28 protein-coding genes and 7 pseudogenes are annotated in these 25,710 nt (G+C 59.6%); 14 read left to right on the top strand and 21 right to left on the bottom strand.

Features of this window, described 5'->3' with window-relative positions:
* The 8 genes and pseudogenes from FNL56_RS07865 to FNL56_RS07830 all read right to left on the bottom strand — a co-directional run bounded on the left by FNL56_RS07865 (position 1) and on the right by FNL56_RS07830 (position 5,040).
* Positions 1-1,032: pseudogene (locus tag FNL56_RS07865) on the bottom strand (IS630 family transposase).
* 304 nt (positions 1,033-1,336) lie between these two features.
* Positions 1,337-1,603, bottom strand: a pseudogene (locus tag FNL56_RS28285) (BolA family protein); the annotation flags it as partial.
* A gap of 64 nt (positions 1,604-1,667) precedes the next feature.
* Entirely contained in the window at positions 1,668-2,000 is a 333-nt protein-coding gene (gene erpA / locus FNL56_RS07855) for an iron-sulfur cluster insertion protein ErpA (RefSeq protein ID WP_143577674.1), read from the bottom strand.
* Positions 2,001-2,061: 61 nt separating this feature from the next.
* Positions 2,062-2,448: a Grx4 family monothiol glutaredoxin gene (grxD, locus tag FNL56_RS07850; protein WP_143576084.1), complete on the bottom strand. Its 387-nt coding sequence runs from the start codon at positions 2,446-2,448 to the stop codon at positions 2,062-2,064.
* Between the two features lie 63 nt (positions 2,449-2,511).
* Positions 2,512-2,735 (bottom strand): annotated as a pseudogene (locus tag FNL56_RS07845) (BolA/IbaG family iron-sulfur metabolism protein); the annotation flags it as partial.
* 97 nt (positions 2,736-2,832) lie between these two features.
* Positions 2,833-3,861, bottom strand: a complete 1,029-nt coding sequence (gene moaA / locus FNL56_RS07840) for a GTP 3',8-cyclase MoaA (RefSeq protein WP_246660899.1) — start codon at positions 3,859-3,861, stop codon at positions 2,833-2,835.
* Between the two features lie 83 nt (positions 3,862-3,944).
* Positions 3,945-4,223 (bottom strand): annotated as a pseudogene (locus FNL56_RS07835) (zinc-finger domain-containing protein).
* A 265-nt stretch (positions 4,224-4,488) separates the two neighbouring features.
* Positions 4,489-5,040, bottom strand: a complete 552-nt coding sequence (locus FNL56_RS07830; RefSeq protein ID WP_143572288.1) for a NifU family protein — start codon at positions 5,038-5,040, stop codon at positions 4,489-4,491.
* A 451-nt stretch (positions 5,041-5,491) separates the two neighbouring features.
* Here FNL56_RS07830 and FNL56_RS28280 point away from each other — a divergent pair, with 451 nt between their 5' ends.
* Together FNL56_RS28280 and FNL56_RS07820 are read left to right on the top strand one after the other, a co-directional pair.
* The gene (locus tag FNL56_RS28280) at positions 5,492-6,205 is read left to right on the top strand and encodes a hypothetical protein (protein ID WP_246660898.1); all 714 of its coding nucleotides are present in this window, start codon (positions 5,492-5,494) and stop codon (positions 6,203-6,205) included.
* Complete coding sequence (locus FNL56_RS07820; RefSeq protein WP_143572287.1) at positions 6,202-6,468, top strand: DUF6522 family protein; 267 nt, start codon at positions 6,202-6,204, stop codon at positions 6,466-6,468. The genes FNL56_RS28280 and FNL56_RS07820 overlap by 4 nt, the downstream gene beginning before the upstream one ends.
* A gap of 516 nt (positions 6,469-6,984) precedes the next feature.
* On the opposite strand, the pseudogene FNL56_RS07815 reads toward FNL56_RS07820, so the two are convergent.
* The 7 genes and pseudogenes from FNL56_RS07815 to sufB form a co-directional block, all read right to left on the bottom strand.
* Positions 6,985-7,178 (bottom strand): annotated as a pseudogene (locus tag FNL56_RS07815) (NADH-quinone oxidoreductase subunit J); the annotation flags it as partial.
* A 9-nt stretch (positions 7,179-7,187) separates the two neighbouring features.
* Complete coding sequence (nuoI, locus tag FNL56_RS07810) at positions 7,188-7,676, bottom strand: NADH-quinone oxidoreductase subunit NuoI (protein WP_143572286.1); 489 nt, start codon at positions 7,674-7,676, stop codon at positions 7,188-7,190.
* Positions 7,677-7,752: 76 nt separating this feature from the next.
* Positions 7,753-8,124, bottom strand: a complete 372-nt coding sequence (locus FNL56_RS07805; RefSeq protein ID WP_143572285.1) for a HesB/IscA family protein — start codon at positions 8,122-8,124, stop codon at positions 7,753-7,755.
* Positions 8,125-8,214: 90 nt separating this feature from the next.
* A complete protein-coding gene (locus FNL56_RS07800; protein WP_143572284.1) occupies positions 8,215-8,625 on the bottom strand; it encodes an SUF system Fe-S cluster assembly protein in 411 nt (136 codons plus the stop codon).
* 117 nt (positions 8,626-8,742) lie between these two features.
* Positions 8,743-10,071: a Fe-S cluster assembly protein SufD gene (sufD, locus tag FNL56_RS07795; RefSeq protein WP_143576081.1), complete on the bottom strand. Its 1,329-nt coding sequence runs from the start codon at positions 10,069-10,071 to the stop codon at positions 8,743-8,745.
* Positions 10,072-10,141: 70 nt separating this feature from the next.
* Complete coding sequence (gene sufC / locus FNL56_RS07790; protein ID WP_143581914.1) at positions 10,142-10,900, bottom strand: Fe-S cluster assembly ATPase SufC; 759 nt, start codon at positions 10,898-10,900, stop codon at positions 10,142-10,144.
* Positions 10,897-12,375, bottom strand: coding sequence for a Fe-S cluster assembly protein SufB (gene sufB, locus FNL56_RS07785; protein ID WP_143572282.1), 1,479 nt, complete (start codon positions 12,373-12,375; stop codon positions 10,897-10,899). The genes sufC and sufB overlap by 4 nt, the downstream gene beginning before the upstream one ends.
* 314 nt (positions 12,376-12,689) lie before the next feature.
* Here sufB and FNL56_RS07780 point away from each other — a divergent pair, with 314 nt between their 5' ends.
* The 4 genes and pseudogenes from FNL56_RS07780 to FNL56_RS28275 all read left to right on the top strand — a co-directional run.
* The gene (locus FNL56_RS07780; RefSeq protein ID WP_143572281.1) at positions 12,690-13,292 is read left to right on the top strand and encodes a MarR family winged helix-turn-helix transcriptional regulator; all 603 of its coding nucleotides are present in this window, start codon (positions 12,690-12,692) and stop codon (positions 13,290-13,292) included.
* A gap of 324 nt (positions 13,293-13,616) precedes the next feature.
* Positions 13,617-14,966, top strand: a complete 1,350-nt coding sequence (locus FNL56_RS07775; RefSeq protein ID WP_143581913.1) for a purine-cytosine permease family protein — start codon at positions 13,617-13,619, stop codon at positions 14,964-14,966.
* Between the two features lie 348 nt (positions 14,967-15,314).
* The gene (locus tag FNL56_RS07765) at positions 15,315-16,148 is read left to right on the top strand and encodes an alpha/beta fold hydrolase (RefSeq protein ID WP_143572278.1); all 834 of its coding nucleotides are present in this window, start codon (positions 15,315-15,317) and stop codon (positions 16,146-16,148) included.
* 326 nt (positions 16,149-16,474) lie between these two features.
* A pseudogene (locus tag FNL56_RS28275) lies at positions 16,475-16,798 on the top strand (TolC family protein); the annotation flags it as partial.
* A gap of 446 nt (positions 16,799-17,244) precedes the next feature.
* Here the strand turns inward: FNL56_RS28275 and FNL56_RS07750 are convergent.
* Positions 17,245-17,448: a hypothetical protein gene (locus tag FNL56_RS07750; RefSeq protein WP_143572276.1), complete on the bottom strand. Its 204-nt coding sequence runs from the start codon at positions 17,446-17,448 to the stop codon at positions 17,245-17,247.
* A 350-nt stretch (positions 17,449-17,798) separates the two neighbouring features.
* Between FNL56_RS07750 and FNL56_RS27625 the strand changes: the two genes are divergently transcribed.
* Together FNL56_RS27625 and FNL56_RS07745 are read left to right on the top strand one after the other, a co-directional pair.
* Positions 17,799-17,942 carry a hypothetical protein gene (locus FNL56_RS27625; RefSeq protein WP_168202878.1) on the top strand — a complete coding sequence of 48 codons (144 nt, stop codon included), beginning with the start codon at positions 17,799-17,801 and terminating at the stop codon, positions 17,940-17,942.
* 42 nt (positions 17,943-17,984) lie between these two features.
* On the top strand, positions 17,985-18,185 hold the full coding sequence (locus tag FNL56_RS07745; RefSeq protein WP_143572275.1) for a DUF6894 family protein: 201 nt from the start codon (positions 17,985-17,987) through the stop codon (positions 18,183-18,185).
* A gap of 74 nt (positions 18,186-18,259) precedes the next feature.
* Here FNL56_RS07745 and FNL56_RS07740 read toward each other — a convergent pair.
* The 3 genes from FNL56_RS07740 to FNL56_RS07725 form a co-directional block, all read right to left on the bottom strand.
* A protein-coding gene (locus FNL56_RS07740) for an IS3 family transposase (protein WP_210245486.1) occupies positions 18,260-19,395 on the bottom strand; the annotation gives its coding sequence in 2 pieces (ribosomal slippage) (positions 18,260-19,143 and positions 19,143-19,395; 1,137 coding nt in all).
* 124 nt (positions 19,396-19,519) lie between these two features.
* On the bottom strand, positions 19,520-19,708 hold the full coding sequence (locus FNL56_RS07730; RefSeq protein ID WP_143572273.1) for a hypothetical protein: 189 nt from the start codon (positions 19,706-19,708) through the stop codon (positions 19,520-19,522).
* A 37-nt stretch (positions 19,709-19,745) separates the two neighbouring features.
* Positions 19,746-20,138: a hypothetical protein gene (locus FNL56_RS07725; RefSeq protein WP_143572272.1), complete on the bottom strand. Its 393-nt coding sequence runs from the start codon at positions 20,136-20,138 to the stop codon at positions 19,746-19,748.
* Between the two features lie 540 nt (positions 20,139-20,678).
* Here FNL56_RS07725 and FNL56_RS07720 point away from each other — a divergent pair.
* The 3 genes from FNL56_RS07720 (at position 20,679) to FNL56_RS07710 (ending at position 23,463) form a co-directional block, all read left to right on the top strand.
* Positions 20,679-20,993, top strand: coding sequence for a PepSY domain-containing protein (locus FNL56_RS07720; RefSeq protein ID WP_143572271.1), 315 nt, complete (start codon positions 20,679-20,681; stop codon positions 20,991-20,993).
* Positions 20,994-21,006: 13 nt separating this feature from the next.
* Positions 21,007-21,615, top strand: coding sequence for a general stress protein (locus FNL56_RS07715; RefSeq protein ID WP_143581910.1), 609 nt, complete (start codon positions 21,007-21,009; stop codon positions 21,613-21,615).
* Positions 21,616-22,032: 417 nt separating this feature from the next.
* Complete coding sequence (locus tag FNL56_RS07710) at positions 22,033-23,463, top strand: TadE/TadG family type IV pilus assembly protein (protein WP_143572267.1); 1,431 nt, start codon at positions 22,033-22,035, stop codon at positions 23,461-23,463.
* Positions 23,464-23,539: 76 nt separating this feature from the next.
* On the opposite strand, the gene FNL56_RS28270 is transcribed toward FNL56_RS07710, so the two are convergent.
* Both FNL56_RS28270 and FNL56_RS07700 read right to left on the bottom strand, forming a co-directional pair.
* On the bottom strand, positions 23,540-23,749 hold the full coding sequence (locus tag FNL56_RS28270) for a PRC-barrel domain containing protein (RefSeq protein WP_143582534.1): 210 nt from the start codon (positions 23,747-23,749) through the stop codon (positions 23,540-23,542).
* A gap of 10 nt (positions 23,750-23,759) precedes the next feature.
* Positions 23,760-24,068 (bottom strand): hypothetical protein, encoded by a 309-nt coding sequence (locus FNL56_RS07700; RefSeq protein WP_143572265.1) that lies wholly within the window; start codon positions 24,066-24,068, stop codon positions 23,760-23,762.
* A gap of 59 nt (positions 24,069-24,127) precedes the next feature.
* Between FNL56_RS07700 and FNL56_RS07695 the strand changes: the two genes are divergently transcribed.
* From FNL56_RS07695 to tnpB, 3 genes and pseudogenes are all read left to right on the top strand, one after another.
* The gene (locus tag FNL56_RS07695; protein ID WP_143578838.1) at positions 24,128-24,769 is read left to right on the top strand and encodes an ATP-binding protein; all 642 of its coding nucleotides are present in this window, start codon (positions 24,128-24,130) and stop codon (positions 24,767-24,769) included.
* 251 nt (positions 24,770-25,020) lie between these two features.
* Positions 25,021-25,353, top strand: a pseudogene (locus tag FNL56_RS07690) (transposase); the annotation flags it as partial.
* Positions 25,350-25,706: an IS66 family insertion sequence element accessory protein TnpB gene (gene tnpB, locus FNL56_RS07685; protein ID WP_143572263.1), complete on the top strand. Its 357-nt coding sequence runs from the start codon at positions 25,350-25,352 to the stop codon at positions 25,704-25,706. The pseudogene FNL56_RS07690 and the gene tnpB, both read left to right, overlap by 4 nt.
* Positions 25,707-25,710 lie beyond the last annotated feature (4 nt).

The following is a 25,710-nucleotide window of genomic DNA, read 5'->3' as shown; positions in this document are numbered from 1 at the left end:
TTATGAGTCAGACTCTAAGGGATTGACCGTCGCCCAAGTTCTGGATGTGATTGAGGCCACGCGTTCGGGGTCATCGGCGAAGAAGCGCCAGGCGGCGCAGGACTTGTCGACGATGTCGTCGTAGCTTTCGAATACGGTGATGGGAGCTTGTTGCGGCGGAGATATTCCCAGACATTCTCGACTGGGTTTAGCTAAGGAGCGTAGGGCGGCAGGCGGACGAGCGTGATGTTGTCTGGAACGGCGAGGCGCGCCGCGACGTGATAGTTTGCGCCATCGATGACGAGCGCAGCATGCGCTCCCGGTGCGACACGGCGGCCGATTTCGGCGAGATGCATGGACATTGCATCGGTATCGGCGACGGGCAGGACGAGCGCCGCCGTTGCGCGGCGCTGCGGACAAACGGCGCCGAAGATGTAGGCCCACTGGTAGCGTTGGTCACGCGGCGCACGCGGTCGGGTTCTCCGTCTGGCCCAAACCCGGGTTAGCGTCCCCTGCTGGCCGATTCGAGCCTCGTCCTGGAACCAGATTTCGATGGGGTTTGTCTTTGGCGTCGTCGGGGAGCCGCGCCGCAATCGCGATCTTTGCGGCAGAGTTTTTTTAAACGCCTCCCGGGGCTTCTTCGTCGGCTTGGAGATGGCGCGGACGCACCGACAACCGACGGTGGCCGAGCTTGGCCAGCAGCTTACCGACCGAGCGTTCGTGCAGCACGAAGCCGAACCGTCGTTCCAACTCGTCACGCAAATCCACACGCCGCCAGCGCACCACCCCATGACGGGCCGGATCGGGACTTGGGACCTCTGGCGTCGTCAAATCGTGCAGGCCGCGCAAGCCCTCGGCGTTGTAGCGATGCACCCAATCCCGCAGGGTCTGGCGATCCATGCCGCAGCTCTCCGCCGCCGACTTCCGATCCGCCCCATCGAGCACCATGGCAAGAGCCAGCATCCGCCGCGCCGCGGAACCATTCTTCTCTCGGCTCGCCGCCGCACGGAGCTCCTTTGCCGTCAAATCAAATCGAGTCAGAGTTTCCCCGATTTGGGAATCCCAAAATGAGTCAAAACCCGCGGCCGTTGGTAGAAGACCGAGCGCCCGATGACGCCGCGCGAGGTGGAAATGGTGCTGGCGGGCAGCCTGATAAATCTGGTTCGGCAAAAAAGGGCTTGAGTGTCCGATGTCGCTTGCGACCTGTTGTCCCTGCACCGGCGCCCGCGGCAAGCTTGTTGTGCAGGTCGACGAACTTCTTCACGGCTGCTACGATCTTCCGGCACCTCCGTACGAACAAAGAAGCTCGGACAACTGCCGCCTTTACGGCAGTTTCAATTTTTTGACCCTCCGGCATCTTTTCCGCCGGCGCGTAAGCTTGGATGGTGAGGGCGTGGACCCGGCCTTTCAACTCGGCGGCGAGCGTGTCGTTGACCAGCCGGTGGCGGTCGACCCGCGATTTGCCGGCGAACTCGGGCGACATCACGAGCACGCGGAAATGGCTTTCGCCCGTGCCGGGCGAGCTCCGGTGGCCCGCATGCACATGCGACTCGTTGATCACGTCGAGCCGGGTCGGCCGGAGCGCGATCATCAGTTTCTCTCGGATGGTCGCCGCGATAGACATTCAGGAAGCTCTCAAGCATTGGCGCGAGTGTCGAGCACGCGAGTGTGCCCGTGACGGATCGGCTTCAGACCGAGAAGCTCGTGCCGCAGCCGCAGGCGGCGGTCGCGTTCGGATTCTTGATCTTGAACGACGCGCTTATCAGGTCGTCGACGTAGTCGATCTCCGAGCCCGCCAGATAGACGAGCGAGAGCGAATCGACCAGGACCTTCGCATCAGCGTGCTCGATCACGGCGTCGTCGGGCTCCGCCTTGGGCACGAGATCGAAGCGGTACTCGAAGCCCGAACAGCCGCCGCCCTCGACGCTGATCCGAAACATCTTTTTGTCAGGTTCGTTGCAGACGATCTGCGCGATGCGCTCGACCGCGCGCTCGGTGACGGTGATGGATGTGGTCGTCATGGCTCGTGATTCCCTTTTTTGCGATACGGGTTGCGAGGGACGGTGGCCTTGCGGCTGGCCGTCAATCAGGCGGCAGGACTCCGCCCATGGATAGGATTTCGGCCCCGGCCACGCGCCGTGCCGTCGGCACTCCCTTTTGGTTTAACAGCTCCTGCAGCTCGCCCGATTGAAACATTTCGCGGACGATATCGCAGCCGCCGACGAACTCGCCTTTGACGTAGAGCCGCGGGATTGTGGGCCAGTTCGTGTAGGACTTGGTACCCTCGCGGACTCTTGGATCGTCGAGCACGTTGATGTCTTTGTAGTCGACGCCCAGATGGCCAAGGATCTGTGCGACCTGGCCCGAGAACCCGCACTGCGGGAATTGCTTGGTGCCCTTCATGAACAGCACGATGTCATTACTGGTGACCTGCTTGCGGATCAAATCGTGGGCTTCCTGCTCGCTCATGGCGTTCCTTTCTCCGTGACTCGGTGCTACGGCCTGATCGGCGTTTAAGCGTCTTTGGGTATATATAGAGGTCTGCAGTGCGAGCGCATGCAGCGCACTGCCCATGCGGCCCTCAAGCGCGTCGTAGACTGTCTTGTGCTGTTGCTCGCGCGTCTTGTCTTTAAGAGCTTCGAGCCGACATGCGCCTCGTAATGGTCGCCGTCACAAGCCAGATTCCGGATTATCACCTGGGCATCCGGCAGTCCGGCCTTGATGAGGCGCTCGATCTCCAGTGCATCCATGGCCATGCGAACTCGTCTCCTTTGCTCCGTCAAACTGTCACGCGCGACATCGCCGTTCGGCCAGCCCACAGTCGTTTTCGACCTGACATGGCTGCGCCCACAATCACCCCCCGGTCACGGACATATGCCGCGCAACGGCTGGCTTCTTCGTGCGCCGGTCGATGACGAAGTCATGGCCCTTGGGCTTGCGCGAGATCGCCTCGTCGATGGCATCGAACAGTGCCACATCGTCACCGTTCGCGCGAAGCGATTTTCTCAGATCTGCCGCGTCATCCTGACCGAGGCACATGTAGAGGATGCCCGTGCAGGTGAGGCGCACGCGATTACAGCTTTCGCAGAAGTTGTGCGTCATTGGCGTGATGAAGCCGACGCAACCGCCGGTCTCCTTAATCTCGACGTAGCGCGCCGGGCCGCCGGTCTTGTAAGGGATGTCGGTCAGCGTCCATCGGTCCATCAGCCGCGCCCGGATGATGGAGAGCGGCAGGTACTGGTCGGTGCGGTCGCCGTCGATGTCGCCGAGCGGCATCGTTTCGATCAGCGTCAGGTCCATGCCGCGGCCGTGCGCGAATTGGATCAGGTCCTCGATCTCGTCCTCGTTGACGCCCTTGAGGGCGACAACATTGAGCTTGATCTTGAGCCCCGCCTTCTCCGCGGCTTCGATGCCCGCCATTACCTGCGAGAAATCTCCCCACCGCGTGATGGCGCGGAAACGGTCGGGCTGCAGCGTGTCAAGCGAGATATTGATGCGCCGAACGCCGCAATCCTTGAGGGCCTGCGCATACGTCGGGAGCTGGCTACCATTCGTGGTCAGCGTCAACTCTTCAAGCGCGCCGGTTTTCAGGTGCCGGGAAAGGGCCTCAAACAGCCAAAGGATATTCTTGCGCGCAAGCGGCTCGCCGCCAGTGATCCGAAGCTTCTTCACGCCTTTCGCCACGAATGCACTGCACAGCCGATCGAGTTCCTCGAGCGTCAGGAGCTCCTTCTTTGGCAGAAAGGTCATGTGTTCCGACATGCAGTAGACGCAGCGAAAGTCGCAGCGATCGGTCACCGACACGCGCAGATAGCTGACGGTGCGCCCGAAAGGGTCGACCATTGATGTGTTGGTTAGGCCTGGTGACAGCTGGGCGTTCATGGATCTAGTGGCTCCTACGCTCACGCGTCAGCGTGCAGCCAGAGGCCGCACGCTGACGCGCAATGGCTCGGCTTGGCAGCGGGTTACGCTGTGGTTTGTACTTGTCGCGCCCAAGCCTCGAAATCGGCATCACTGTAGCCGCAAGACGCTGGCTCTGCTTCGCGTAAGCCCAAACTAGGATCGAAGCGGAATAGCGACGCGCAATAGGGGCAAACGATCTCATTGGCATTACCCATGTTAAGATAGACGTGCGGATGATCTTGTGGCGGCATTGTCGCAATGCACTTGAACTCACGTCAGCCAATGCGCACGATTGGCGCTCCGGCCTCGTTATGAAACTTCGGATAACTGTCCGTCTCCATCGCGCTCTGCTCGATCATGAGTTGCAGTCCATATTGGTGATTGAGCGAGTGCCCTCTCTGCGGTCCAGTGCCCGTGGCATGGCACGCGTCTTGTTTCGTTGCCTGCTACACGACGTTCCAGAACCCACAGGTCAGCTTAGTTAGCAACCAGCCCCTGCCGCCGACAGGCTCTCTAACCTGCATTTCTCCTGGCCTTCAATTCCTTGACCAGTCGTAAGAAATTCCGATGAGCGGCTCTATTCCTTGTGACCGTGAGAAATGCCGGCTAAACTGAACGAACCTCCGTGACCTCCGGCAAGTAGTGACGCAGCATGTTTTCGATGCCAGTCTTGAGCGTCGCGGTCGAGCTCGGGCATCCGGCGCAACTGCCTTGCAGATGCAGATAGACAACCCCGTCTTGGAAGCTGCGGAAGACGATGTCGCCACCGTCTTGAGCGACGGCGGGGCGTACGCGCGTGTCCAGAAGCTCTTTTATTTGGTTGACGAGATCGCTGTCTTCCTCTGCTGCCGAGTGACCGGTCTCTGCCGTTTCGACATCAAACAGAGGATCATCTGCGACGTAGTGCTCCATAATTGCACCGAACACCGCGGGCTTGACGGTCGGCCAGTCGACTGCGTCTGTCTTGGTCGCTGTGATGAAATCGGGTCCGAAGAAGACTGCCGTAATCTGGTCGATGGCGAACAGGCGCCGGGCAAGCGGCGAGCCGGCTGCAGCGGAGCGATCGGAAAACTGGTGTGTACAGTCGCCGCCGACCATCCGACCAGGATTGAATTTCAAGGTTGCTGGGTTGGGTGTCGCTTCGGTTTCGATGAGCATCGCATATCCCTTCGCTGCGCTCTTCAGCACTTTGTTGTCTGCTTGATCAGTGCAGAGCTCATCCGATGAGGGATGGGACGGCTCGGCGAATGAGTGCGGTCGGCAGGTGTGGTCGCTGCGTCAGGCAGCAGGTCGGCGAGCCTGACCCCGCGCAGGAAAATCAGAATATAGGTCTTGAGCGCCGCTTGAAGCAGATTTACCCCGATTACCGCGTCCCCGGGTCGGAGATCCGGAGATATCGCCGGCAAGGCCGGGTCGCACTTCCCCCCGCTCACGGCTTCGAAAATATCCGCAGCCGAGATCAACGCAGCCGGTCGCGCCAAGCGGTAACCGCGCCTGTGGATTGCCGCTCCGCAATCGAGCCAACAGCGCCTCCGTGGATGACGGCGAACGGGCCACTAGGGCGAGCTCGGCTGCTGTTACGTGGGGATCAGTGACAGCCAGCCGAACCATGAGCTCGACGGCATCGTCGACAACTGGACTGGTGTTCATTCCCGCCTCAACTCATTTCGAAACCAAACTAACAACCGCCAGACCACTTGTCAATATGATTTCGAACGACTACTACTTTGTCGGAAAGGTCAACATGTCAGCACGCGAAACGGCGGCCCTTCTGCTGCAAGCAGCGCGGATCATGCAGGGGGAAGGCTATTACGGCGAGGTGAGCCCGGCCCAATGGATGGCGCTCCGCTTCTTCGCCGGGGCCAAGCTCTCCCGCACTCCCTCAGCCTTCGCTGAGCAGTCGATCACACGCGGCACCGCGACACAAAGGCATCAAAGCGCTTGTGGCCGGCGGCTACCTGCACCGGCAGAAGTCGGAGATCGATGGACGCAGCGTCAGTCTGCAACTGACCGACAATGGTCGCGATGCACTCGCCGCGACCCGTTCGAAGTTCTAATGCGGGGAGTCGCGGCCCCCGATACAAAACAGCGCGCCGCCGTTCACGCCCTGCAACAAGTGCTGACTGCCGTAGCCGCGAGCGGGTCGCATCGGCGCTTTGGCGTCTGCCGGGATTGCTGCTACATCGGCGGAGACATCTGCTGCAGCTTAACAAACATGCCTTCATCGGTCCTCGAATGCCTGCTGCTCGGCGTTCCAATGCAGCCTGACGAAACGGAACTCCCGTGCGTCAAACTTTCAGCCAAGGAGCGAGCGCGCTCATGACCGACACGGCGAATGAGATCGCCACCAGCATCCGCGTGCCGGAGGGCGCCGTCGAGGTCGATGCGACGCCGGTCGCCCGGGGTCTCAAACTGCCGGTTGAGCAGCTCATGGTCGAGATGCGACGCGGCATCGTCTACAGCACGAGCGAGCGCGGTATCGGTGAGGACGAGGGCCGCTTCCGCCTGACCTTTCGTTATCGAGATCGGGTATTCCGGCTTATTGTCACGACGACCGGCGAGGTCGTCAGCGAGGACAGCTCTTGAGCGAGGAACTTGATCGGAGTTGCATGTTGAAAGAACGTCTCCGCCAAGCTCTCATAGATCAGGCCCAGACCGGGAACCTCACGACTTACAAAGAACTCGCCGACCGCCTCGGACTTGAGCCGTCGCAGACAATTCATCTTATCGGTGAGGCACTTGAGACCCTCATGGAGGACGACGTCGCCGCCGGTCGCCTGATGTTGGCTGCACTTTGCGTCAGCAAGATGCGGCCCGGCATTCTCGTCTGCGGGTTCTTCTTGGCGGCCCAGGTTCTGGGGGCTTTTCTGGCGATCCGACGAGCCCGGAGGCGCGTGTGCCTTCCACGCGATCGAGCTGCGGCGTGTGCTTTCATTCTATGGAAGCTCGCGTCCGCATCTGGTGCCCGTTGCTTCGTAAAGAAGGCAATCGAGATCCGAGGCATCGAGCAAGTCCAGGAGGAGACCAAGAGCTTCTTTGAGCGCCTGAAGACAGAGGCGTCCGCCGAGTGGCGCGCCTACACCGAGCACCTGTCCCTACTTAACCGACATAAACCACGACGAGGATCATTGCGAGGAATTCGGCGCCCATCAGCACGAACAGGCCGGATGCGTTGACCAACGCCAGAATGAGAAAGAGCACCGAGTGCACGAGATTGCGCGACGCAATCACCATTCACCGGCGGATGCAACGCATACGCCGGCGAACAGATAGAAGAACAGCGCGGGAAGGATCATGCCCTCACCTCACCGGTAGGGCGAATCAAGTTCTATGCTTTTCGCAATCTCGCGCTCCCAGCGATCGCCATTGGCGAGAAGTTTCGCCTTGTCATAGTACAGCTCCTCGCGCGTCTCGGTCGCGAATTCGAAATTTGGCCCCTCGACAATGGCATCGACGGGACATGCCTCTTGGCACAATCCGCAATAGATGCACTTCACCATATCGATGTCGTAACGCACGGCGCGGCGGGTTCCGTCATTGCGGCGCGGACCGGCCTCGATGGTGATGGCCAGCGCCGGGCAGATCGCCTCGCAAAGCTTGCACGCGATGCAGCGCTCCTCGCCATTGGGGTAACGGCGTAGTGCATGTTCACCGCGGAAGCGCGGCGAGATCGGCCCCTTCTCGAACGGATAGTTCAGCGTCGGCTTCGGCTTGAAGAAATAACGCATGGCGAGAAAAAACGCCGACACGAATTCGGTCAGCAAAAGCGAACGGGCTGTGACGTTGACACTCATGATGTCCTCATTTCGCCGGAAGGCGGCAACATCTCGCGGATGTCGTCCGCGTCAATCGAAAGACGCCTTGTCGAAATTAGTGCGTTTCGGTCGCCGGAGTGAGTTGAACCGATTCGCCGCAGCCGCAGGCGGACGTCTGGTTCGGGTTGTTGAACACGAACTGTGCCGTCAATTTCTCGACCTTGTAGCCCATCTCGGTGCCGAGCAGGAACAGCACCGCCTTGGGGTCGATCAGGACGCGCACGCCCTTGTCCTCGACCACCTCGTCGAACGGCCCGGCCTTCTCCGCATATTCCATGGTGTAGGCCATGCCGGCGCAGCCACCCTTCTTGACGCCCACGCGCACGCCAACGATCGGTCGGCCGGCATTAGCCATCACGGATTTGATGCGGTCTGCGGCAGCATCCGTAAGCCGCATCATCTGGGGTCTCAGCGGGGCTGTGGCCATCATGTTCTCCGAGCCAGTTGAAAATTGCAACAGGTTGAATTTAACAAACGATTGCTCCCTCAATGTGGGGGCTTCAGGCCGAGGATTAGGTTACCACATGTTGAGGACGACGCGCGCCTCTTCCGACATCCGGCTCGGATCCCAGGGCGGGTCCCAGACCACCGCCACGTTGGCTTCCTTGACGCCCGCCACGCTGGCAACGGCGTTCTCCACCATCACCGGCAGTTCCTGCGCCGACGGGCAACCGGGCGAGGTCAGCGACATGTCGACTTTCACCGTGCGGTCGTCGGCGATGTCGATGCGGTAAATCAGGCCGATCTCGTAGATGTCGGCCGGAATTTCTGGGTCGTAGACGGTCTTGAGCGCGGTCACGATCTCGTCGGTGAGCCGGGTGATCTCGGCCTCCGGCAGCGCGGAAGGTTTTCCGGCCGGCGCGGGCTGCGCGCCAGTCGCGAGCTTTTCTGTGGTGGGCTTTTCAACGGTGGGCGTGTCGTCACTCATGCGAAAACCTCTCGTGCCTTGACCATGGACTCGGCCAGCGTATCGACCTCAGCGCCGGGAAGTCCTCCCGCACACGCGCGACATCGTATGAGCCGTTTGCGACCGCCGGATGCATCGTCAGCCTCGCGCCGCCAGCCATCGCTCCGCGACGACAACAGCGATATCGCGCAGATTATCATCGACGATGGACTCGATCGCCTCGCCGACAAACGCCGCGATCAGTAGCGCCTGCGCTTCCTTCTCGGAAAGGCCGCGCGCGCGCAGATAGAACAATAGGCTTTGGTCGAGCGCGCCGGTCGTCGCACCGTGACCACAGGTCACGTCGTCAGCGAAAATTTCCAGCTCGGGCTTGCTCTCGGATTCGGCCTCATCCGAGAGCAACAACGCGCGCGTCATCATCTTGGCGTCGGTCTTCTGCGCATGGGAACGTACGACGATGCGGCCCTGAAACACCGAATGGGCGCGATCGTCTAGTACCGCGCGGAACACTTCGCGGCTCGCGCAATTCGGCACGGCATGATCGAGAAACAGCGTGGTGTCGCCATGCTGGGTGCCGTTGAGCAGGTTGACTCCGTTGGTCTCAACGCGGGAATGCTCGCCCGCAAACGTGATGAACGCCTGATAGCGGCTGAGGTTGCCGCCGCCCGTCAGGTTGAACGTGTTGAAATGGGATTTCGCACCGAGCGTAACAAGGATAGTCGAGATATTGAAGGCGTCGCGAGCATCTTGCATCAGACGCACATGATCGAGCCGCGCATTCGCGCCGAGGGATACCACCAGCGCGTCGTGGACCTGATAGGCTTTTGCGCCTTCCGCCGCGATAAAACTCTCGATCAGCGTAACCTTTGTATTGTCACCGGCGCTCAGAAGTGAGCGTGTGACCATCGCCGCAGGGCTTCCGCCGCTGGCGAAATGGACAATATGCAGCGGCTGCACCAGTTCAGCTCCATCGCCGACCTCGACGACAACGCCGTCAGTCATCAGCGCCGTGTTCAGCGCGATCATCGGATCAGAGGAAGTGCCGGACTGCAAAAGCTGACTTCGGATAACATCGTTTCCGGACTCCAGCACATCGCGCAGCGCGCGGATGGTAAGGCCCTTTTCCAGCTTTCCGAGATTGGACAACTGCGGCGCGAATAGGCCATCGACCAGAACAAGTTGACGTGCGCCTTCCACTGGCAGCGACTTCAAGGCAGAAGCGGCTCGCGTCAATGCCGCCTGATCCGGGGGCGCCGCGAGCGGAAGCACCTCGCGCATAGAGACGCGCAAGTCCGTGTATTTCCAGTCCTCGACGCGGCGATGCGGCAGGCCCAATCGCCCGAAATCCTCGAACGCCTTCCGTCGCGCATCCATGACCATGCCCGAACCGGGCAGCCGCTCGCGCTCGACGGTGAATGCTTCGCCAAGCGCCCGGCCGGTGTTTGTCTTTGCCACTGCAACGTTCATCATTCAAACCGTTCTATCAATTACGCGTATTCCACTTATAAAACTGGCGCTCACTTTTGCGGCTTACGCGTCAAGCCGCCACGTCTTCGAACTGGGCGTAACCGGATTTCTCCAGCTCCAGCGCCAGTTCCTTACAGCCGCTCTTCACGACGCGTCCTTTCGACATCACATGCACGAAGTCGGGAATGATGTAATTCAGCAGCCGCTGGTAATGCGTAATAATGACCATCGCACGATCCTTCGAGCGCAAAGCATTGACGCCGTCGGCGGCGACGCGCAGCGCATCGATATCCAGGCCTGAATCCATTTCATCCAGGATGCACAGGCTCGGCTCAAACAGTGCCATCTGCAAAATTTCGTTGCGCTTCTTCTCGCCGCCTGAGAAGCCGACGTTGACGCCACGACGCAGCATGTCCTGCGGAATGTTCAGCTTGCCCGCGACCTCGCGGACTTTCTTCAGAAATTCAGGCGTCGAGAATTCGCTCTCTCCACGCGACTTGCGCTGGGCGTTCAGCGCGGTGCGTAGGAACGTCATCGTCGCCACGCCCGGAATTTCCACCGGATACTGGAACGCGAGGAACACGCCCTTGGCGGCGCGCACATCCGGCGCCATTTCGAAGAGGTCCTCGCCTTTGAACAGTATCTCGCCGCCGGTAACTTCATAGCCCGGCTTGCCGGCGATGACATGGCTCAGCGTCGATTTGCCGGAGCCGTTCGGCCCCATGATGGCGTGCACTTCGCCCGCGTTCACGGTGAGCGTCAGCCCATGCAGAATCTCGTTGTCCTCGACCTGAGCCTTGAGATTTTTGACTTCGAGCAACGCGGTCATCCAACACTCCCTTCCAGCGAGATCGAGATCAGCTTCTGCGCCTCGACCGCAAACTCCATCGGTAGTTGCTGCAGCACGTCCTTGACGAAGCCGTTGACGACGAGACCGACGGCCTCTTCCTGCGACAGCCCGCGCTGCACGCAATAGAACAGCACGTCTTCGGAGATCTTCGACGTGGTGGCTTCGTGCTCGAACAGCGCGGAAGAGTTCTTCGCCTCGATATAGGGCACGGTATGTGCGCCACACTTGTCGCCGATTAGCAGCGAGTCACAGGCGGTGAAGTTACGCGCGCCGGTGGCCTTGCGATGCGCGGTGACGAGGCCGCGATAGGTGTTCTGCGAGACGCCCGCCGCGATGCCCTTGGAGATGATCCGGCTGGTGGTGTTCTTGCCCAGATGGATCATCTTGGTGCCGGAATCGACCTGCTGGTAGCCGTTGGAAATCGCGATCGAATAGAACTCGCCGCGCGAATTGTCGCCGCGCAGGATGCAGCTCGGATATTTCCAGGTGATCGCCGAGCCCGTCTCGACCTGCGTCCACGAAATTTTTGAGTTTTTGCCACGGCAATCGCCACGCTTGGTGACGAAATTGTAGATGCCGCCTTTGCCTTCGGAGTTGCCCGGATACCAATTCTGCACCGTCGAGTATTTAATCTCGGCATCGTCGTGGGTGACGAGTTCGACCACGGCGGCATGCAACTGGTTCTCGTCGCGCTGCGGCGCAGTGCAGCCTTCGAGATAGCTCACATAAGCGCCCTTGTCGGCGATGATCAGCGTGCGCTCGAACTGGCCGGTGTTTGCCTCGTTGATGCGGAAGTAAGTCGACAGCTCCATCGGGCAGCGCACGCCCGGCGGCAAGTAAACGAACGAGCCATCGGAGAACACCGCCGAATTCAATGTCGCGAAATAATTGTCGGTGGTCGGCACCACCGTGCCGAGATATTTCTTCACGAGGTCCGGATGCTCACGGATCGCTTCCGAGATCGGCATGAAAATGACGCCAGCTGCTTTCAGCTCGGCCTGAAACGTCGTTGCGACCGAAACAGAATCGAACACAGCGTCTACAGCTACGCGGCGCTCGCTTTCGGGGCGCACGACACCGGCGAGCATCTCCTGTTCGCGAAGAGAAATTCCGAGCTTCTCGTAGGTTTTTAGGATTTCCGGATCAACTTCGTCGAGCGAAGCCAGCTCTTTGCGCTTCGGCGCCGAGTAGTAATACAGATCCTGATAGTCGATCCTCGGATAGTGGACACGCGCCCAAGTCGGCTCTTCCATGGTCAGCCAGCGGCGATAGGCTTCCAGCCGCCAGGCCAGCATCCAGGCCGGTTCGTTCTTCTTGGCCGAGATGAAACGAACGGTATCTTCAGAAAGCCCTTTCGGGGCCTTGTCGGACTCGATATCGGTAACGAACCCGTACTTGTACTGGTCGACATTGAGGTGACGGACTCGCTCGATGGTCTCTTGAACTGCCGGCATTTTTCTTCCTCCGCTGCGGTTTCAAGGACCGCGGGTTGGCATTGTCACGTTGAGAGAATTTGCTTTCAAACTCCGCCAGTTTCGTTCCATGGCGCTGTACCATTTTCATTCACTTAACGGGCTCCGTCTAAACCCGAAAACTCTTTTGCTGCGCTAACGTGACAATACCGGTACGAGATTTCTCTTCTGTCGTTCTTAATTAGCTTCTCTGTCGCTATAATTACTTTCGAAACAAAACTATTTGTCATCCAATCAGTTGTCAAGTTGAATTCGAAACGCTATTATCCTTGTACGGATTCATCGAAGAGGCAATCATGTTAGCGCGTGAAACGGCGGAACTCCTGATACTGGTGGGGCGGCTCGTGCAAGCCGAGGGCTATGACGGCGAACTCAGTCCCGCCCAATGGATGGCGCTCCGCTACTTCGCCCGCGCCAATCAATACTCCCGGAATCCATCGGCATTCGCGGAGTTTCAAGCGACCACCCGTGGCACGGCAACGCAAACCATTAAGGCGCTTGAGGCAGGTGGGTACTTGGTCCGACGCCGATCCGCGGCGGATGGGCGAAGCGTCAATCTCCGATTGACGGGCAAAGGTAATAAAGCGGTTGCGCGCGATCCGTTCGAAGTTCTAGTGCGCGCCGTGAATTCGCTCGACGCGGAAGAGCAGACTGCGATGCACCATGCCCTGCACCAAGTGCTGACCACTGTCGCTGCGAGTGGGGCACATCGGCGCTTCGGGGTTTGCCAGGACTGCGCGCACCTCGGTGGAAAAACCTGCTGCGACGAAACGAACGCACCCCTCTCGTCCCTCAAATGTCTACTGTTCGGCGTTCCGATCGAGCCCGAGGACACGGGTCTTCTATGCGTCCATTATCAGCCAACGAGCGAGCATCGCGATGGCGCACATGGTGAATGAGTTGACCTCTGCAATCTGCCGGAAGGAGGCCTGATTGACCTACATCGTCAACGACGAATGCATCAAGTGCAAGTACATGGACTGCGTCGAGGTGGCATTGCCACGTTAACGAGATTTCCAAGACTCCGTCAGTTTCATTCTATGGCGTTGTAGCATTCTCAACTTAGCGGGCTCCGTCAAAACCCGAAAACGCCTGCGCTAACGTGATAATGCCAGCTGCGGCAAAGGAGGCAATCGGAATCCGAGGCATCAAGCAAGTCCAGCTTATCAATCCCGTTTCAATCAGTTGCTGGCGAACAATCGATCAACCTTGGAACCCTACTGATGGCAACTATATCCAAAACGTCTAGTAACGAGGCATTGACGCCTCTGGAGACATCCAGCCGAATTTTCGCTTGGAACACGCACGCTTCGCTCTGGTTCAGCCTTGGCGTTGGCTTGCTGGTGGTGCAAATTGGTGCCTATCTTGTTCCTGCGGTCGGCACACACGACGCCGCGATGGCCGTTGTGCTGGGCTCCCTGATCGGTGGGGGTCTGCTGGCTTGGACCGCCAGCTTGGGCTGCGACAGCGGTCTGTCGAGTGCAGGATTGATGCACCGCACCTACGGCAGCATGTTTGCACGGCTGCCTGTGATGCTCAATATCGCGCAGCTGATTGGCTGGACCACATTTGAGCTGGTAATCATGCGCGAGGGCACTGCGGCCATTGGCAAGCAAAGCCTGGGCCTATCGCTCGACGATCCACCAGGCATGGTGCTGACCACATTGCTGTGGGGCGGCGTGCTGACGGCGCTGATGGCCGGCTCGATGGTCACACTGGTACGCCGCTTTGTGAGCCGCTTTGGTCTGCCGCTGGTGATTGCGTCGCTGCTGTGGCTGACGTGGCAATTTGGCTCGAAGTTGCATGCTCAAGGGTTTGATGTGTTTTGGGCTCGCCCGGGCAATGGCAGCATGGGCCTAATGTCGGCGATGGATCTAGTGATTGCCATGCCGGTGTCTTGGCTGCCACTGGTGGCCGACTATGCCCGCTATGGCCGCAGTCGCCGCGGCACTTTTGGCGGAACTTGGTTGGGTTATGCGATGGCCAACATTTGGTGCTACACTTTAGGTGTGATGGTTGTGAGCGTAGCCGAGCCCGGCACCCATCTCGTCGGCGCCCTGCTGCTTGCACAAGGCGGCCTAATTGCCCTTGGCTTGATCCTGATCGACGAGTTGGACAACGCCTATGGCGATGTGTATTCGGGTTCGGTGTCTGCGCACAGCCTTAAGCCCGCTTGGAGCATCCGCCGCTGGGGTCTGCTGCTGGCCGTGCTGTGTACGGGTCTGGCACTGGTACTTCCCATACACAGCCTCGAGCCCTTTTTGCTCATGTTGAGCTCTGTTTTTGTGCCCCTGTATGGCGTGATACTAGGCCGGCTCGGCTCGGGGAAACCCGAGTTTGAGCTTTCATCGCGCAAAGTAGACATCACGGCCGCACTGCTGTGGCTCGCCGGGATTGCGCTCTACCATACGCTCACCAAATGGGCGCCCCAGTGGGGCTCAGCCCTGCCCACGCTGGCGTTAACGTTTGTTCTGGCTTGGTTGACTCGCCCCGGAAAGCCCTGGGCCTTTAGCGACGGCAACAACTGTTCAAACGGCCCGGGCCACCAACCAGCAGAATGGCTGACTCGCTGATCCGGATTGAACGAAGCCGTGCCTCCGGCGGAATGTACTGAACGTCGTTCGTCATCGTGTAATCGTGCACCGGGCGATGATCGATCGTAAGCGCTGTTCTTAGGTCACGGCCTTGAGGTATTGCGTTCTGTAGGCTCACGGCAGCAGTTAATCGATATCGGGTGACCATCGACGATACGCATGAGGACGTCGGTCAGATAGACATGACGAACCTCAATCGTTCGCCACCAATGAATCAGAGCGAAACTGATTTGGGAATCGTCAACGAGTCACAATTTCTGAGATTTGGTATAAGAGGTAAAGGGTGTGCCTTCCTCAATGATGAATGACAGAAGTTAGGGACGATAGGTGAACAAGTGGAAAGTCGCGGCATCGTTGGCCGTTGTCGCGATCGGCGGATATTTTTGTTTCAGCAAATTAGCCATTCGCCATGAATCGCTGGAGTTGCATGATCAAGTGCGAAACCGCGACGTCATGGTGGATGTGGCCGTCCGCCGCGACGCCGAAATCAAGGCTGACGCCGGCTACTCGACGCTGCCTGTCGCGGTGATCAGCCAAGGCAATACTGTCAAGAACACCGAATATTCCTTCATCGCGAACGCGCTGGCGGCCCGGGGGTATCTCGTGCTCAGCATCCAGCACGACCTGCCGAGCGATGCCCCCTTGGTCACCGTGAAGGGCGCGTTATATGCGGGGCGGCTGCAGATCTACGAGCGGGGCGAGGCCAACATCGACTTCGTGCTCGGCGAAATGGAAAAACGGCAGCCCCACGCGGACTACGGCGACCTTACATTGTTGGGCCATTCGAATGGCGGCGACATCTCGATGTACTACGCGAAGCAGCACGCCTCGCGGGTGAAACAAGTCGTTACCTTGGACAACCTTCGTGTTCCGTTCGTGACGGACGCCCGCCTCAAGATCCTGTCCTTCCGGTCGCACGACAACGTCTTCAAGGCGGATCCCGGCGTGGTCCCGGACGAGGAGGCGGCGAAAGCCGCCGGAATCGACATCGTCCAGACCGATGCTCGGCACACCGACATGAGCGACCGGGGTCCCGATCTTGTGAAAGAGTCGATCGAGGCGACGCTGGACCGCTTTCTCAGCGACAATTCATCGAGCGACCTTACATCGGCGGTTACGCGAAGATTGGCCGTGTTCGACCCTCAAACGATGGTGCCTTGAGCACGCCTAGAGAGGTCTGATCGGATCGAGAGGAGCGAGATGGATCTCCTCCCCGGTCTCGTCGGTGACAGGATCTTGAAACCGCGGTCCCGGAGCTCGGGACGGGCGACAATCAGGTCATGCGCGCCATGCCGGCCGCAGCGGCCACAGCCTGCTTGTCCTGTTCGAAAGGCTGTTCGCCTTGGTCGGCGACGGTGGTCGCATCGACCAGCTGGAAACGAAAATTCGGCATCTATTTTCCTGCGAATGGGGCTTGTTCGAACTGCAACTTGCCCGATTTGACGGCTAAGTGTGTGGCCCGAACCATGTTCAGCCGTTCCCGCCACGCTTGGAACCAGGGTTCGGTCGTGGCGGCGGTCACCGCCTCAGTCTATGACGGCGGACTGGCCGCAGCGCAGCCTCAGCAGGGCAAGGAACTCACCACGCAAAGCCGGCTGGTACTTGATATGGTTCGCAACCAGGCTCGCACAGCCGCCACCGCGGCCTGGGTCTCCAACGAAGGCGCCAAGGCCGCAGTCAGCGCTGCCGAATCCGAAGTTCGCGCCGCTGGCGTCGCCCTGGCTGGCGTGCAACGCGAGGGCGGCGGCGGCCAGCGCACGACGGTGGACGTCCTGAACGCCCAGCAAGATCTGGTGTCGGCAAAAGCACGGCGATGAATGTCAACGCGCTCTGGCAGAGCGTAGAAGGAACCTGGAAGACTGTCCGCCGGGTGGCCGACTCTGCCGGTTAATATAGTTCCAGTCGCTGGAACTTCGTGCGATCGCTCAGGTTGTCGCGCGAAGCCTTAGCTCCTCCCGAGGCTTCTCTTGGCCCGTCTGATTGTGGCCCCCTCCCGGTCAGACGGGTGCTTTTCTAAGGTTACTAAATCGCAATCAGTACGGCGGACGCCTGAGAAGATCAGGAAGCCGCGATATCGCTTTTGCAATCCTCCGCGACTCGTCCCGTGAGAGAAACTGTTGGGCGTATTGGTAGCCCCGGACGTGCAAGTCTTCGCGATGCGGGACCGTCAGCAAGAACAATCCAGAGCCGTCACGGACGGTGAAGCCGTGGTCACACTCCTCCATAGTCCAGGGCGGAAAACGCCGCAGGTTGTCCATCACGCCCTGCTCCGGGCTGGAGTCCCCTTCACAATCTTCCCGAGCCGGAGGCGTTGCTCCCCCACAAGACGTTCCCGCTCGGCGCAAAGCCCGTCCACCTTGTCCTGCATCCGGGACAGCAGGGCCTCGGCCGACGTGATGTCGATACCCGCCCGCTGAAGGCGAAGGATGTCAGAGCGCTGGCGGCGAATTTGCAGCCGCATGTGTTCAATTTCCAGCGGATATAATCGAGTCCCATGGCAAACCTTGTTTTGCCCTGATAAGAATAAATGGTTAACATAAGGCAAGGCGGAACTTTCGGTTCCGTGATAGAACTCTTGGAGGAACCCGGGGTTCAGTCTCTTTAAATCGGGGCCGAAATGACCGAGACACCGAGATGTCCACGTTGCCAGGGGCGCATGGAGTTCCAGCGGGTAGATCCCGGCGTCAGGGGTTTTGAGAGCCACGTTTATGAATGCGGACGCTGCTACACGATGAAGACTGAATCGGTCAGTCTTGGGCAATCGGATTCCGTGTCGGCACAGTGGGTGGAGACTTCTCTCCGGGCGCCGAGATGAGCGAATATTGGGAGCTTGATGCCAAGGCACATGATGCCCTTGAGGCGGCGCGTCAGCTTCCACACGGCCCTGCCCGTTCAAAAGCGATGAAGGAAGCCGGTCAGCTTCGTGTCGCGGCGGACAAGAAACGGTCGGATTAGGAACATCCCTCAGGTCCAGGCATTGCACCGCGCGGAGGACATATGCCCAGATTCCACTTCCCTATCGTAGACGGCACGAAGCTCGACGACCTTATAGGGGTGGAGCTAAGAAACGAAGAACAAGCCAAGAAGCAGGCCGAACTCATTGCCCACCAGCTCGCACTTATTCAGGCGAGCAAGGACGCCCGCAACGTCGTTGTAATCGACGAGGACGGAGACGAAGTTCACAAGGTGCCGTTCTAAAGATGCAAGAGGCGTATCTCGCGAGAGGCGGCGTTGAGTGGACTGCTGCCGGTCTCGTGGACAAAATCCCAGCCTCATGCCGCGGCGCTTTCGAACGCCTCGGGACTGACGCCGCCCAGATGGCTGTGACGGCGGGTTCGGTTGTAGAACACCTCAATGTAATCGAAGATGTCGGCTCGGGCCAGATCTCGGGTTTTGTAGACGCGTTTGCGGACACGTTCCTTTTTTAAACTGCTGAAGAAGGACTCCGCTACAGCATTGTCCCAGCAATTGCCTCGCCTGCTCATACTTGGCTCGAGGTTATGCGCCTGACAAAATCGACGGAAGTCATCACTGCCAAACTGACTGCCCTGGTCGGAATGCACGATGACCCGTCTGTCAGGCTTCCTGCGCCATACGGCCATGAGCAGCGCGTCCAGGGCCAGTTCTCGCGAGAGACTGGCACTCATCGACCAGCCCACGACCCTGCGAGCAAACAAGTCAACCACCACTGCCAGGTACAGCCGGCCCTGCCATGTTCGGATATAGGTGATGTCGGTCACCCAGGCCGTGTTGGGCGCATCTACGGTGAACGCGCGCTGCAGATGATTGGGCGCAATGATTGACGGGCGACCAACGATCGCGCGTGGCGATTTATAGCCACGTACGGCCTTGATCTTGTGTTTGCGCATGAGGCGCTCGACACGATGAAGACCGCAGCTTTCGCCAGCTTCCCGCAAATCGCCGAACACCCGCCGTGCGCCATAGACCCCGCGGCTGGCCAGGTACGATGCACGGATCAGGACGAGCAATCGCGTATCTTCCTTTGCGTGATCGCAAACAGACTCTTGCAGCCACGCATAGAAACCGGCACGGGCGACACGAAGCACCCGGCACATCAGCGTCATCGCGTAATCATGCCGATGCTCGATCATGAAGCGGTACTTCACTCTGGCTCCCTGGCAAAGTACCGCGCGGCTTTTTTTAGCAGATCGCGCTCCTCCTCCACCCGCCGTACCTGCGCGCGGAGGCGTAAGATCTCGCTCTTGGCTTCGAGCAGCTCTTTCGAGTGCTGCTCGGATTTGTCGGAGGAAACGGCCTTCACCCATTTGTAAAGACTGTGCGCTGAAACGCCCAGACGGGCCGCGACTTCTGGCACGCCATAGCCTCGGTCGATGACCTGCTTGACGGCTTCTTCCTTGAATTCCGGGGTAAATCTCTGTGTACTCACAAGCTGCCTCCTATGCTCAAAGGATAGGCCGGGCTTGTCTACGGATATAGGGGCAGTCCAAACACCTAACTTGGTGTCTTCGGAACCGGGTGCAGCTCAGTCCTGAAGTATCACGATGGAAGGACTAAACCTCGGCGAAGTTGTCGAGGTCGATCACTAGGACGAACTCGGCCCGGTGTTGCCTGAGTGCCTCAGCGGCCTCCACCTTGGCTTTTTCCAAAGGCCCGGCGTGAGTCGTGATGCCCCGCCGCCCGCCATCCTTGTGAATTTCAGTTACGTAAGACACCATCGGTGCAGGCTCGCGTTTCGTCAATGGTCACGCCCGTGCGGCGCTGCGACGTGGTGCAGGTTCAAGCTGTTTGAATCAAAGCCACCGGCCGACGGCGCCGTCGACTTCGATCTTTCAGGCGGACGATCCTGAGTGGTGAAAGCGGCCGTTCTGCTTCCGGGACGATCCCCAACCTAGGCACCGCTGCGCATTGCATATCCGGAACCGGCGCTTCCATCACGTGCAGAACGTCTCGGCCGGCGTCGGTTAGCTGCCACCCAGCGTCGTCACGCGTGACCATGCCTTGACCGAAAATATCGAGATCCGGGACGCGCGCCGCGAGCCGCTTAAGCCTCTCGGTCCAACCCGGTCCAGCACCGGCGAGAATCGCAAGGTCACAGTTTATCGAGGCGACCGTGGCGCGGCCGTCGGGATAGCTTGCCAGTACCTTCACAATCGCCACTTGCAGCGACACACTCCCGCTCCGTTTTCGACCGACCTGCGCGATCCCGTTTAGACTGTGACGGTATCTGCGTCGAATGTCAGATGTCCACAGATCCGGAAGTTGTGCACAGCGGACCAATCGGAAGCGGGTCGTCTCCAAGCGCGCTACTGGCGGCACCAAGTGATTCGAGGGGAAGGTCACGTTACGACCGGCCCCTCCGCGGCTGCCGTTTGCAGAGCGGCAATTGCTGCGTGCGATGCGGCGATGGAGAGCACCCCATCCTTTCAGCCTTCGATGGGCGCAGATCGCGGGCGCCACGTTGACTTTGGATTTGAACGGTCGATATCGAATAGGTCATCGACCGCGACGGCAAGATGGTCATGATTGGATTGACGGCCATCAAGACCGCGGAATTCGATCAGTGGAGTGCATTATAACCGCCGCTATCCCGCTGGGCGGCCGCGACGTTGACCTCCCCGCGACCGTACACTCCGGCTCGGCTAAGTTCCAAGGGAACCGTCCAGCTCTGCGCGAGTTGAAAGCGCCCAACACTAACTCGTGAGGAAACATATGAAACGTTTTATGTCGATGACCGTAATAGCGGTCTTAGCTTCTGGCGTAGCATTTGCTCAGGCACCGACCGCGAAAGATGGGCCAGGCAATAACCCCATCAATAGCGATCAAAAAAATTCTGACGCGCCCGTAGCGGGTCGGAATTCCTTCACCGAAGGACAGGCGAAAAGCGCGATCGAGAAGGCCGGCTACTCAGACGTCACCGACCTTAAGAAAGACGACAATGGCGTCTGGCGGGGCAAAGCAAACAAAGCCGGCTCGGCAAGCTCCATTAGCGTGGACTTTCAGGGCAACGTAAACGCTGCCAAATAATCAGGAGATTATGATGACCGTAACCATCTCGCGACTCTATGATACTTATGCCGCAGCCCAACAGGCAGTTACAGGCCTTGAGGCCGCTGGCGTACCACATTCAGAAATAAGCATTGTCGCCAATAATTCAGACAATTGGTATGGCGGCAAAAAAGATCGTGACGGCGACGGGGTCGATGACCGTGCTGAAGCCGCTGGTACCGGAGCAGGTGTCGGTGCAGGTCTCGGTGGCGCAGCCGGGTTGCTGGCGGGCCTCGGTCTTCTAGCAATTCCAGGTCTCGGCCCTGTCGTCGCCGCTGGCTGGCTTGCTGCAACCGCCGTCGGCGCAGCCGCGGGTGCGTTAACGGGTGGCGTAGTCGGCGCATTGACCGAGGCCGGAGTACCGAAAGATGAGGCGCCGCTATATGCGGAAGGCGTCCGCCGAGGGGGCACCCTGGTGTCAGCTAAGGTGCCGGATGCCGAGCTGAGTCGGTTTGACACCATCCTAAACCAGTCGTCAGTTAACCTGCGCGATCGGAGCACGGCTTGGCAGAAGAGCGGCTGGACCGGGTACGATCCGGCAAGCAAGCCCTATGGTGCGGACGAGGTTCGTAAAGAGCGTGAACTGTACGGCCCGCGCTAATATACAAAAGGCCCGCTTCGGCGGGCCTTTTTTATTGCTGCGCTTTAGGCAACTCAACGATCGAAGATGAGCCTACAGATTTAGCCCTTATCAAGCTTCGACAGTGCGTTGAAAGTCTGACGTCAGCTTTGGACAGCTGAACAAGACTTGCTGGCTTCAAGCATTGCCCAAGAGCGCGCAGCGTCCAGCGGGCGTCCCGGCGTTAGATAACAGACTCGATCCGCGAGGGCTACTGCTATCCATCCGGCAATTTGATACCATACCCCCCGCACAGGTAGCTTTCTGCATTCAATTAGGTTTCTTCTAACCTCTCCGTGGTACTTCTCTCCTTACGACGCAGCCAGAACGTGCTGCGTCGTGCGGACACCCGGCGGGAGGCGTCATGGTGATTTGCGACCAGCAAGGGCGTAAGTTGAGATGACAGACTGGCTTGGATTGATCGGCCGCTTTCGCCGGGATCAGCGTGGCAGCATCGCGCTGCTCTTCGGCATCACGGTCGTTCCGTTAATCATCGCCATCGGATGCGCGGTGGATTACAGCCGCGCTGCCAGCGTGCGCTCGGCGCTGCAGAGCGCCGCGGACGCGGCCGGCGTCGCCGCGGTTTCCGCGAAGTCCCCGGGTTTCCTCGCCGCGCAGGCGATGATGACCGACGGCACGGTCAGCGCCGGCGGCGACGACGCCACTAAATTCTTCGGGGGTCGGACATCGACGATCGCCGGCGTTACCAACCTGACGCCCACCATCACCGTGATCAAGGACGGCAAATTCGTAAGGGCTTCGGTCCAGTTCACCGCCAAGGTGGCGACCACCTTCATGGCGATTGCCGGCTGGCGCACCATGACCGTTTCGGGGTCGTCAAGTTCGGAGGCATCGCTGCCGACCTTTCTCGATTTCTATCTGATGCTCGACGTGTCGGGATCGATGGGTTTGCCATCAACCGACGCCGAACAGACCCGGCTCGCCGCCATTAATCCGGATAATTACAAATCCTATCCGAATGGCTGCACCTTCGCCTGTCATTTCACCGGCGCCAACGCCTGTGCGGATTCCGACCAGAAATATTCCACCGGCGGCAAGTGCATGGGATTTTCGCTCTCGCGCACGGCCGGAAAATCCTTCAACACTCCGGTCACGGCATGCTCGACACCGGGCACGTCCGCCTGCATTCAGCTGCGCGCGGACGCAGTCGGTTATGCCGTGCAGCAGCTGCTCATCACCGCCAACACCACGGCGAAGGTGGCGAACCAGTTCCGGATCGGACTGTATCCCTACATCCAAAATCTGTACGCCTATTTCGGGCTGACGAGCGCCATTTCGGGATCGTCCAGCAACACATCCACGATCAACTACGCCGCGGCCAATCTGGCGAGCCTGCTAGACACCGGACAGAATGCCACGCTCGGCTCCGGCGGCACGCATTTCGAGAACGCATTTCCGCGAATGAACACGCTCATCACCAGCGTCGGTACGGGTTCGACCGCGACCGACACGCTGCCCTTCGTCTTTCTGATCACGGACGGCGCGCAGAACAACCAGATTCAGTGGGGCGGCAACTGGTCTGGCGACAATCACGCCACTGTGGTGGACAAGAATCTTTGCACGGCGATGAAGAACCGCGGCATCACGATCTCGGTGCTCTATATCCCGTACCAGCCGATCCAGAATCCGACCAGCTTTGGCAATAACGAAGACTATTACGTCAACGCCATCATCCCCTCTATCCCCGGTGCGTTGACGCAATGCGCGTCGCCGGGCTTCTTCTTCACAGCCAACACCCCGGACGATATCACCGCCGCGCTGAATGCGATGTTCAAGCAGGCGCTGATATCGGCGCATATCATCAATTGATCATCGTGACGTGCCTCGCCGGTCGGAGATGCCGCGTCCTATCAGTCGATCGTCGCTCAAGATTACGGCGGGATGATCAAGCCGCCGTCATCTTAATAGTCGAAACTGGCCAATTCCCATCGTGCCCAGCAATGGTGATTCGAAGACCGTGATCCTCATCGAGATTCACGCTCCCGACCGTTCCCGCCTTTCCATCGGTTAGAACAACCGCTCTGCCAATCAAGTTTGATTGGGCCTCCGCGAGCGCCGCCAGAATTGCGCCTGCGCAGTTTACCGCTCGTGACATATTTGCCAACCTAGGTCCGTGGATTGTGCCAAGCGTGTTTCACGGAAACACGAAGATACTGCGGCCTCGCGGCGTGCAAATCACGACCTAAGCAGGGCTTAAAGACGCGGGCTTTGGCCGCAATTTTCTTTTGCATGGCTGTAAGCTTGCCAGCTTCATCCGCGTCGATGAAAACGCCGCCGATTTTTGGTAGCAATTCCGCCGGGTAACCAAAAGCTTTCCCGCTTTTCATTGTCCGAAACTCGATCTGGCTCGACGTCACGTACAACTCATTAGGAATAAAGGGTTTTAAGATCTTTGCCGAAATAAATGCCGGCAAGTTGACGTTACCCTCGTATTGACTGCGACCTTTGGCTTGGCGGGCGCGGCCCCTCAGGAATGAAACGCGACAAGCAAGAAGGCCCCCGATCGGGGGCCTTCTTGCTTGCGTCCGTGCTGCACTTTTACTCCGGCCAGCCGCTGCAAAATCTCTCCGGCGTTGACAGCAGCGACAGATCGGAGCCGCGCGGGAGATACTACGTCGAGCGGCGCGAAAACATCATTGCTGTCGGCAACAGCGGCACGGGCAAGAGCCACATCGCGCTCGGGCTCGGCTTGGCGGCCTGCCAGAAGGGTCTATCGGTTGGCTTCATCACGGCGTCGGCTCTGGTCCACGAACTGCTCGAAGCGCGCGACGAAAAACGGCTACTGCGTCTTCAGCGTCAGCTCGCCGGCTACAAGCTGCTGATCATCGACGAACTCGGCTATGTACCACTCTCTGTGACCGGGGTCGAGCTGCTGTTCGAGGTCTTCAGCCAGCGCTACGAGCGAGGCAGCACGTTGGTCACGAGCAATCTGCCGTTCGACGAGTGGACATCCGTGTTCGGCTCCGAGCGGCTCACCGGCGCGCTCCTCGACCGCCTCACGCATCACGTCCATATCCTCGAAATGAACGGCGACAGCTTCAGGCTCGCCGACTCCAGGCGCCGGTCACGCCGAGCGCGGTCAGAACCGCCGGCGGACGCGGCCCCTCAGGAATAAAACGCGAAAAGCAAGAAGGCCCCCGATCGGGGGCCTTCTTGCTTGCGTCCGTGCTGCACTTTTACTCCGGCCAGCCGCTGTAAAATCTCTCCGGCGTTGACAGATCTGCGACGTTTCAGTTCTTTGCAACCGCTAGGCTTAGAATGGACACAGTGGATAGTGCTATCACCAAGCCGGTTCGCCGGCTGGAGGTGTTCTCCGGTGCGGGACGCCGTCGGACATGGAGTGACGAGGAGTAGGCGCGAGTCGTCGCGGAGGTCGAGGCCAGCGGCGACACGGTTTCCGCGGTGGCACGCCGGCACGGATTGTCGCCGCAGCAATTGTTTGGCTGGCGCCGGCAGGTCAAAGAAGCTCGAGCGGTCGTTTCCAGGGATGACAAACTGCAGTTCGTCCCTGCGGTCATCGATGCGGCACCGTCCGGCACGGCTGGACACCTGCAGCGCAAGACGCGGCGACAGCATCGGGATGAACCGTCCGCCGGAACGATCGAGGTTGCGATCGACGGCGTGACGGTACGCATCGGCGCGGGCCCTCCGTCGGACACCATCGCCGCGGTATTGCGGGCGCTGAAAGCCGGCGCGTGATCGGCCCGACCGGCGCGGTCCGCGTCATGGTCGCGACCAGACCTGTAGACTTCCGCAAGAGCGCCGATGGGCTGGCGGCACTGGTGCGCGAGAGCATGGCGGCGGATCCGTTCTCTGGCGCGGTCTACGTGTTCCGCGCCAAGCGCGCGGATCGGATCAAGCTGGTGTATTGGGACGGCACGGGTCTGTGCCTGTTCTCCAAGCGGCTGGAGGATGGCATCTTCCGCTGGCCAAAGATGGAAGACGGCGTGATCCATTTATCGGCCGCGCAATTGTCGGCGCTGCTCGAAGGGCTAGATTGGCGGCGTGTTCACACGGCGCGCGAGACGGTGACGCCGGCACAGCCGGGTTGATAGC

The organism is Tardiphaga sp. vice304 (assembly GCF_007018905.1).
GTDB lineage: Bacteria > Pseudomonadota > Alphaproteobacteria > Rhizobiales > Xanthobacteraceae > Tardiphaga.
Note: the sequence above shows the minus strand (reverse complement) of the source record. Positions and strands in the feature narration are given on the sequence as shown.

Excerpts from the sequence above, each read along its gene's own strand:
- sufB (WP_143572282.1), bottom strand. The coding sequence starts at position 12,375 with ATGCCGGCAGTTCAAGAGACCATCGAGCGAGTCCGTCACCTCAATGTC.
- FNL56_RS07820 (WP_143572287.1), top strand. The coding sequence starts at position 6,202 with ATGACCGACACGGCGAATGAGATCGCCACCAGCATCCGCGTGCCGGAG.
- FNL56_RS07830 (WP_143572288.1), bottom strand. The coding sequence starts at position 5,040 with ATGCTCATCGAAACCGAAGCGACACCCAACCCAGCAACCTTGAAATTC.
- grxD (WP_143576084.1), bottom strand. The coding sequence starts at position 2,448 with ATGAGCGAGCAGGAAGCCCACGATTTGATCCGCAAGCAGGTCACCAGT.
- FNL56_RS07715 (WP_143581910.1), top strand. The coding sequence starts at position 21,007 with ATGACCGTAACCATCTCGCGACTCTATGATACTTATGCCGCAGCCCAA.
- FNL56_RS07750 (WP_143572276.1), bottom strand. The coding sequence starts at position 17,448 with ATGCGGCTGCAAATTCGCCGCCAGCGCTCTGACATCCTTCGCCTTCAG.
- FNL56_RS07710 (WP_143572267.1), top strand. The coding sequence starts at position 22,033 with ATGACAGACTGGCTTGGATTGATCGGCCGCTTTCGCCGGGATCAGCGT.
- FNL56_RS07775 (WP_143581913.1), top strand. The coding sequence starts at position 13,617 with ATGGCAACTATATCCAAAACGTCTAGTAACGAGGCATTGACGCCTCTG.
- erpA (WP_143577674.1), bottom strand. The coding sequence starts at position 2,000 with ATGACGACCACATCCATCACCGTCACCGAGCGCGCGGTCGAGCGCATC.
- FNL56_RS07800 (WP_143572284.1), bottom strand. The coding sequence starts at position 8,625 with ATGAGTGACGACACGCCCACCGTTGAAAAGCCCACCACAGAAAAGCTC.
- FNL56_RS27625 (WP_168202878.1), top strand. The coding sequence starts at position 17,799 with ATGAGCGAATATTGGGAGCTTGATGCCAAGGCACATGATGCCCTTGAG.
- moaA (WP_246660899.1), bottom strand. The coding sequence starts at position 3,861 with ATGAACGCCCAGCTGTCACCAGGCCTAACCAACACATCAATGGTCGAC.
- nuoI (WP_143572286.1), bottom strand. The coding sequence starts at position 7,676 with ATGAGTGTCAACGTCACAGCCCGTTCGCTTTTGCTGACCGAATTCGTG.
- sufD (WP_143576081.1), bottom strand. The coding sequence starts at position 10,071 with ATGAACGTTGCAGTGGCAAAGACAAACACCGGCCGGGCGCTTGGCGAA.
- sufC (WP_143581914.1), bottom strand. The coding sequence starts at position 10,900 with ATGACCGCGTTGCTCGAAGTCAAAAATCTCAAGGCTCAGGTCGAGGAC.
- FNL56_RS07805 (WP_143572285.1), bottom strand. The coding sequence starts at position 8,124 with ATGGCCACAGCCCCGCTGAGACCCCAGATGATGCGGCTTACGGATGCT.
- FNL56_RS28280 (WP_246660898.1), top strand. The coding sequence starts at position 5,492 with ATGAGCTCGACGGCATCGTCGACAACTGGACTGGTGTTCATTCCCGCC.
- FNL56_RS07720 (WP_143572271.1), top strand. The coding sequence starts at position 20,679 with ATGAAACGTTTTATGTCGATGACCGTAATAGCGGTCTTAGCTTCTGGC.
- FNL56_RS07780 (WP_143572281.1), top strand. The coding sequence starts at position 12,690 with ATGTTAGCGCGTGAAACGGCGGAACTCCTGATACTGGTGGGGCGGCTC.
- FNL56_RS28270 (WP_143582534.1), bottom strand. The coding sequence starts at position 23,749 with ATGTCACGAGCGGTAAACTGCGCAGGCGCAATTCTGGCGGCGCTCGCG.
- FNL56_RS07745 (WP_143572275.1), top strand. The coding sequence starts at position 17,985 with ATGCCCAGATTCCACTTCCCTATCGTAGACGGCACGAAGCTCGACGAC.
- FNL56_RS07695 (WP_143578838.1), top strand. The coding sequence starts at position 24,128 with ATGAAACGCGACAAGCAAGAAGGCCCCCGATCGGGGGCCTTCTTGCTT.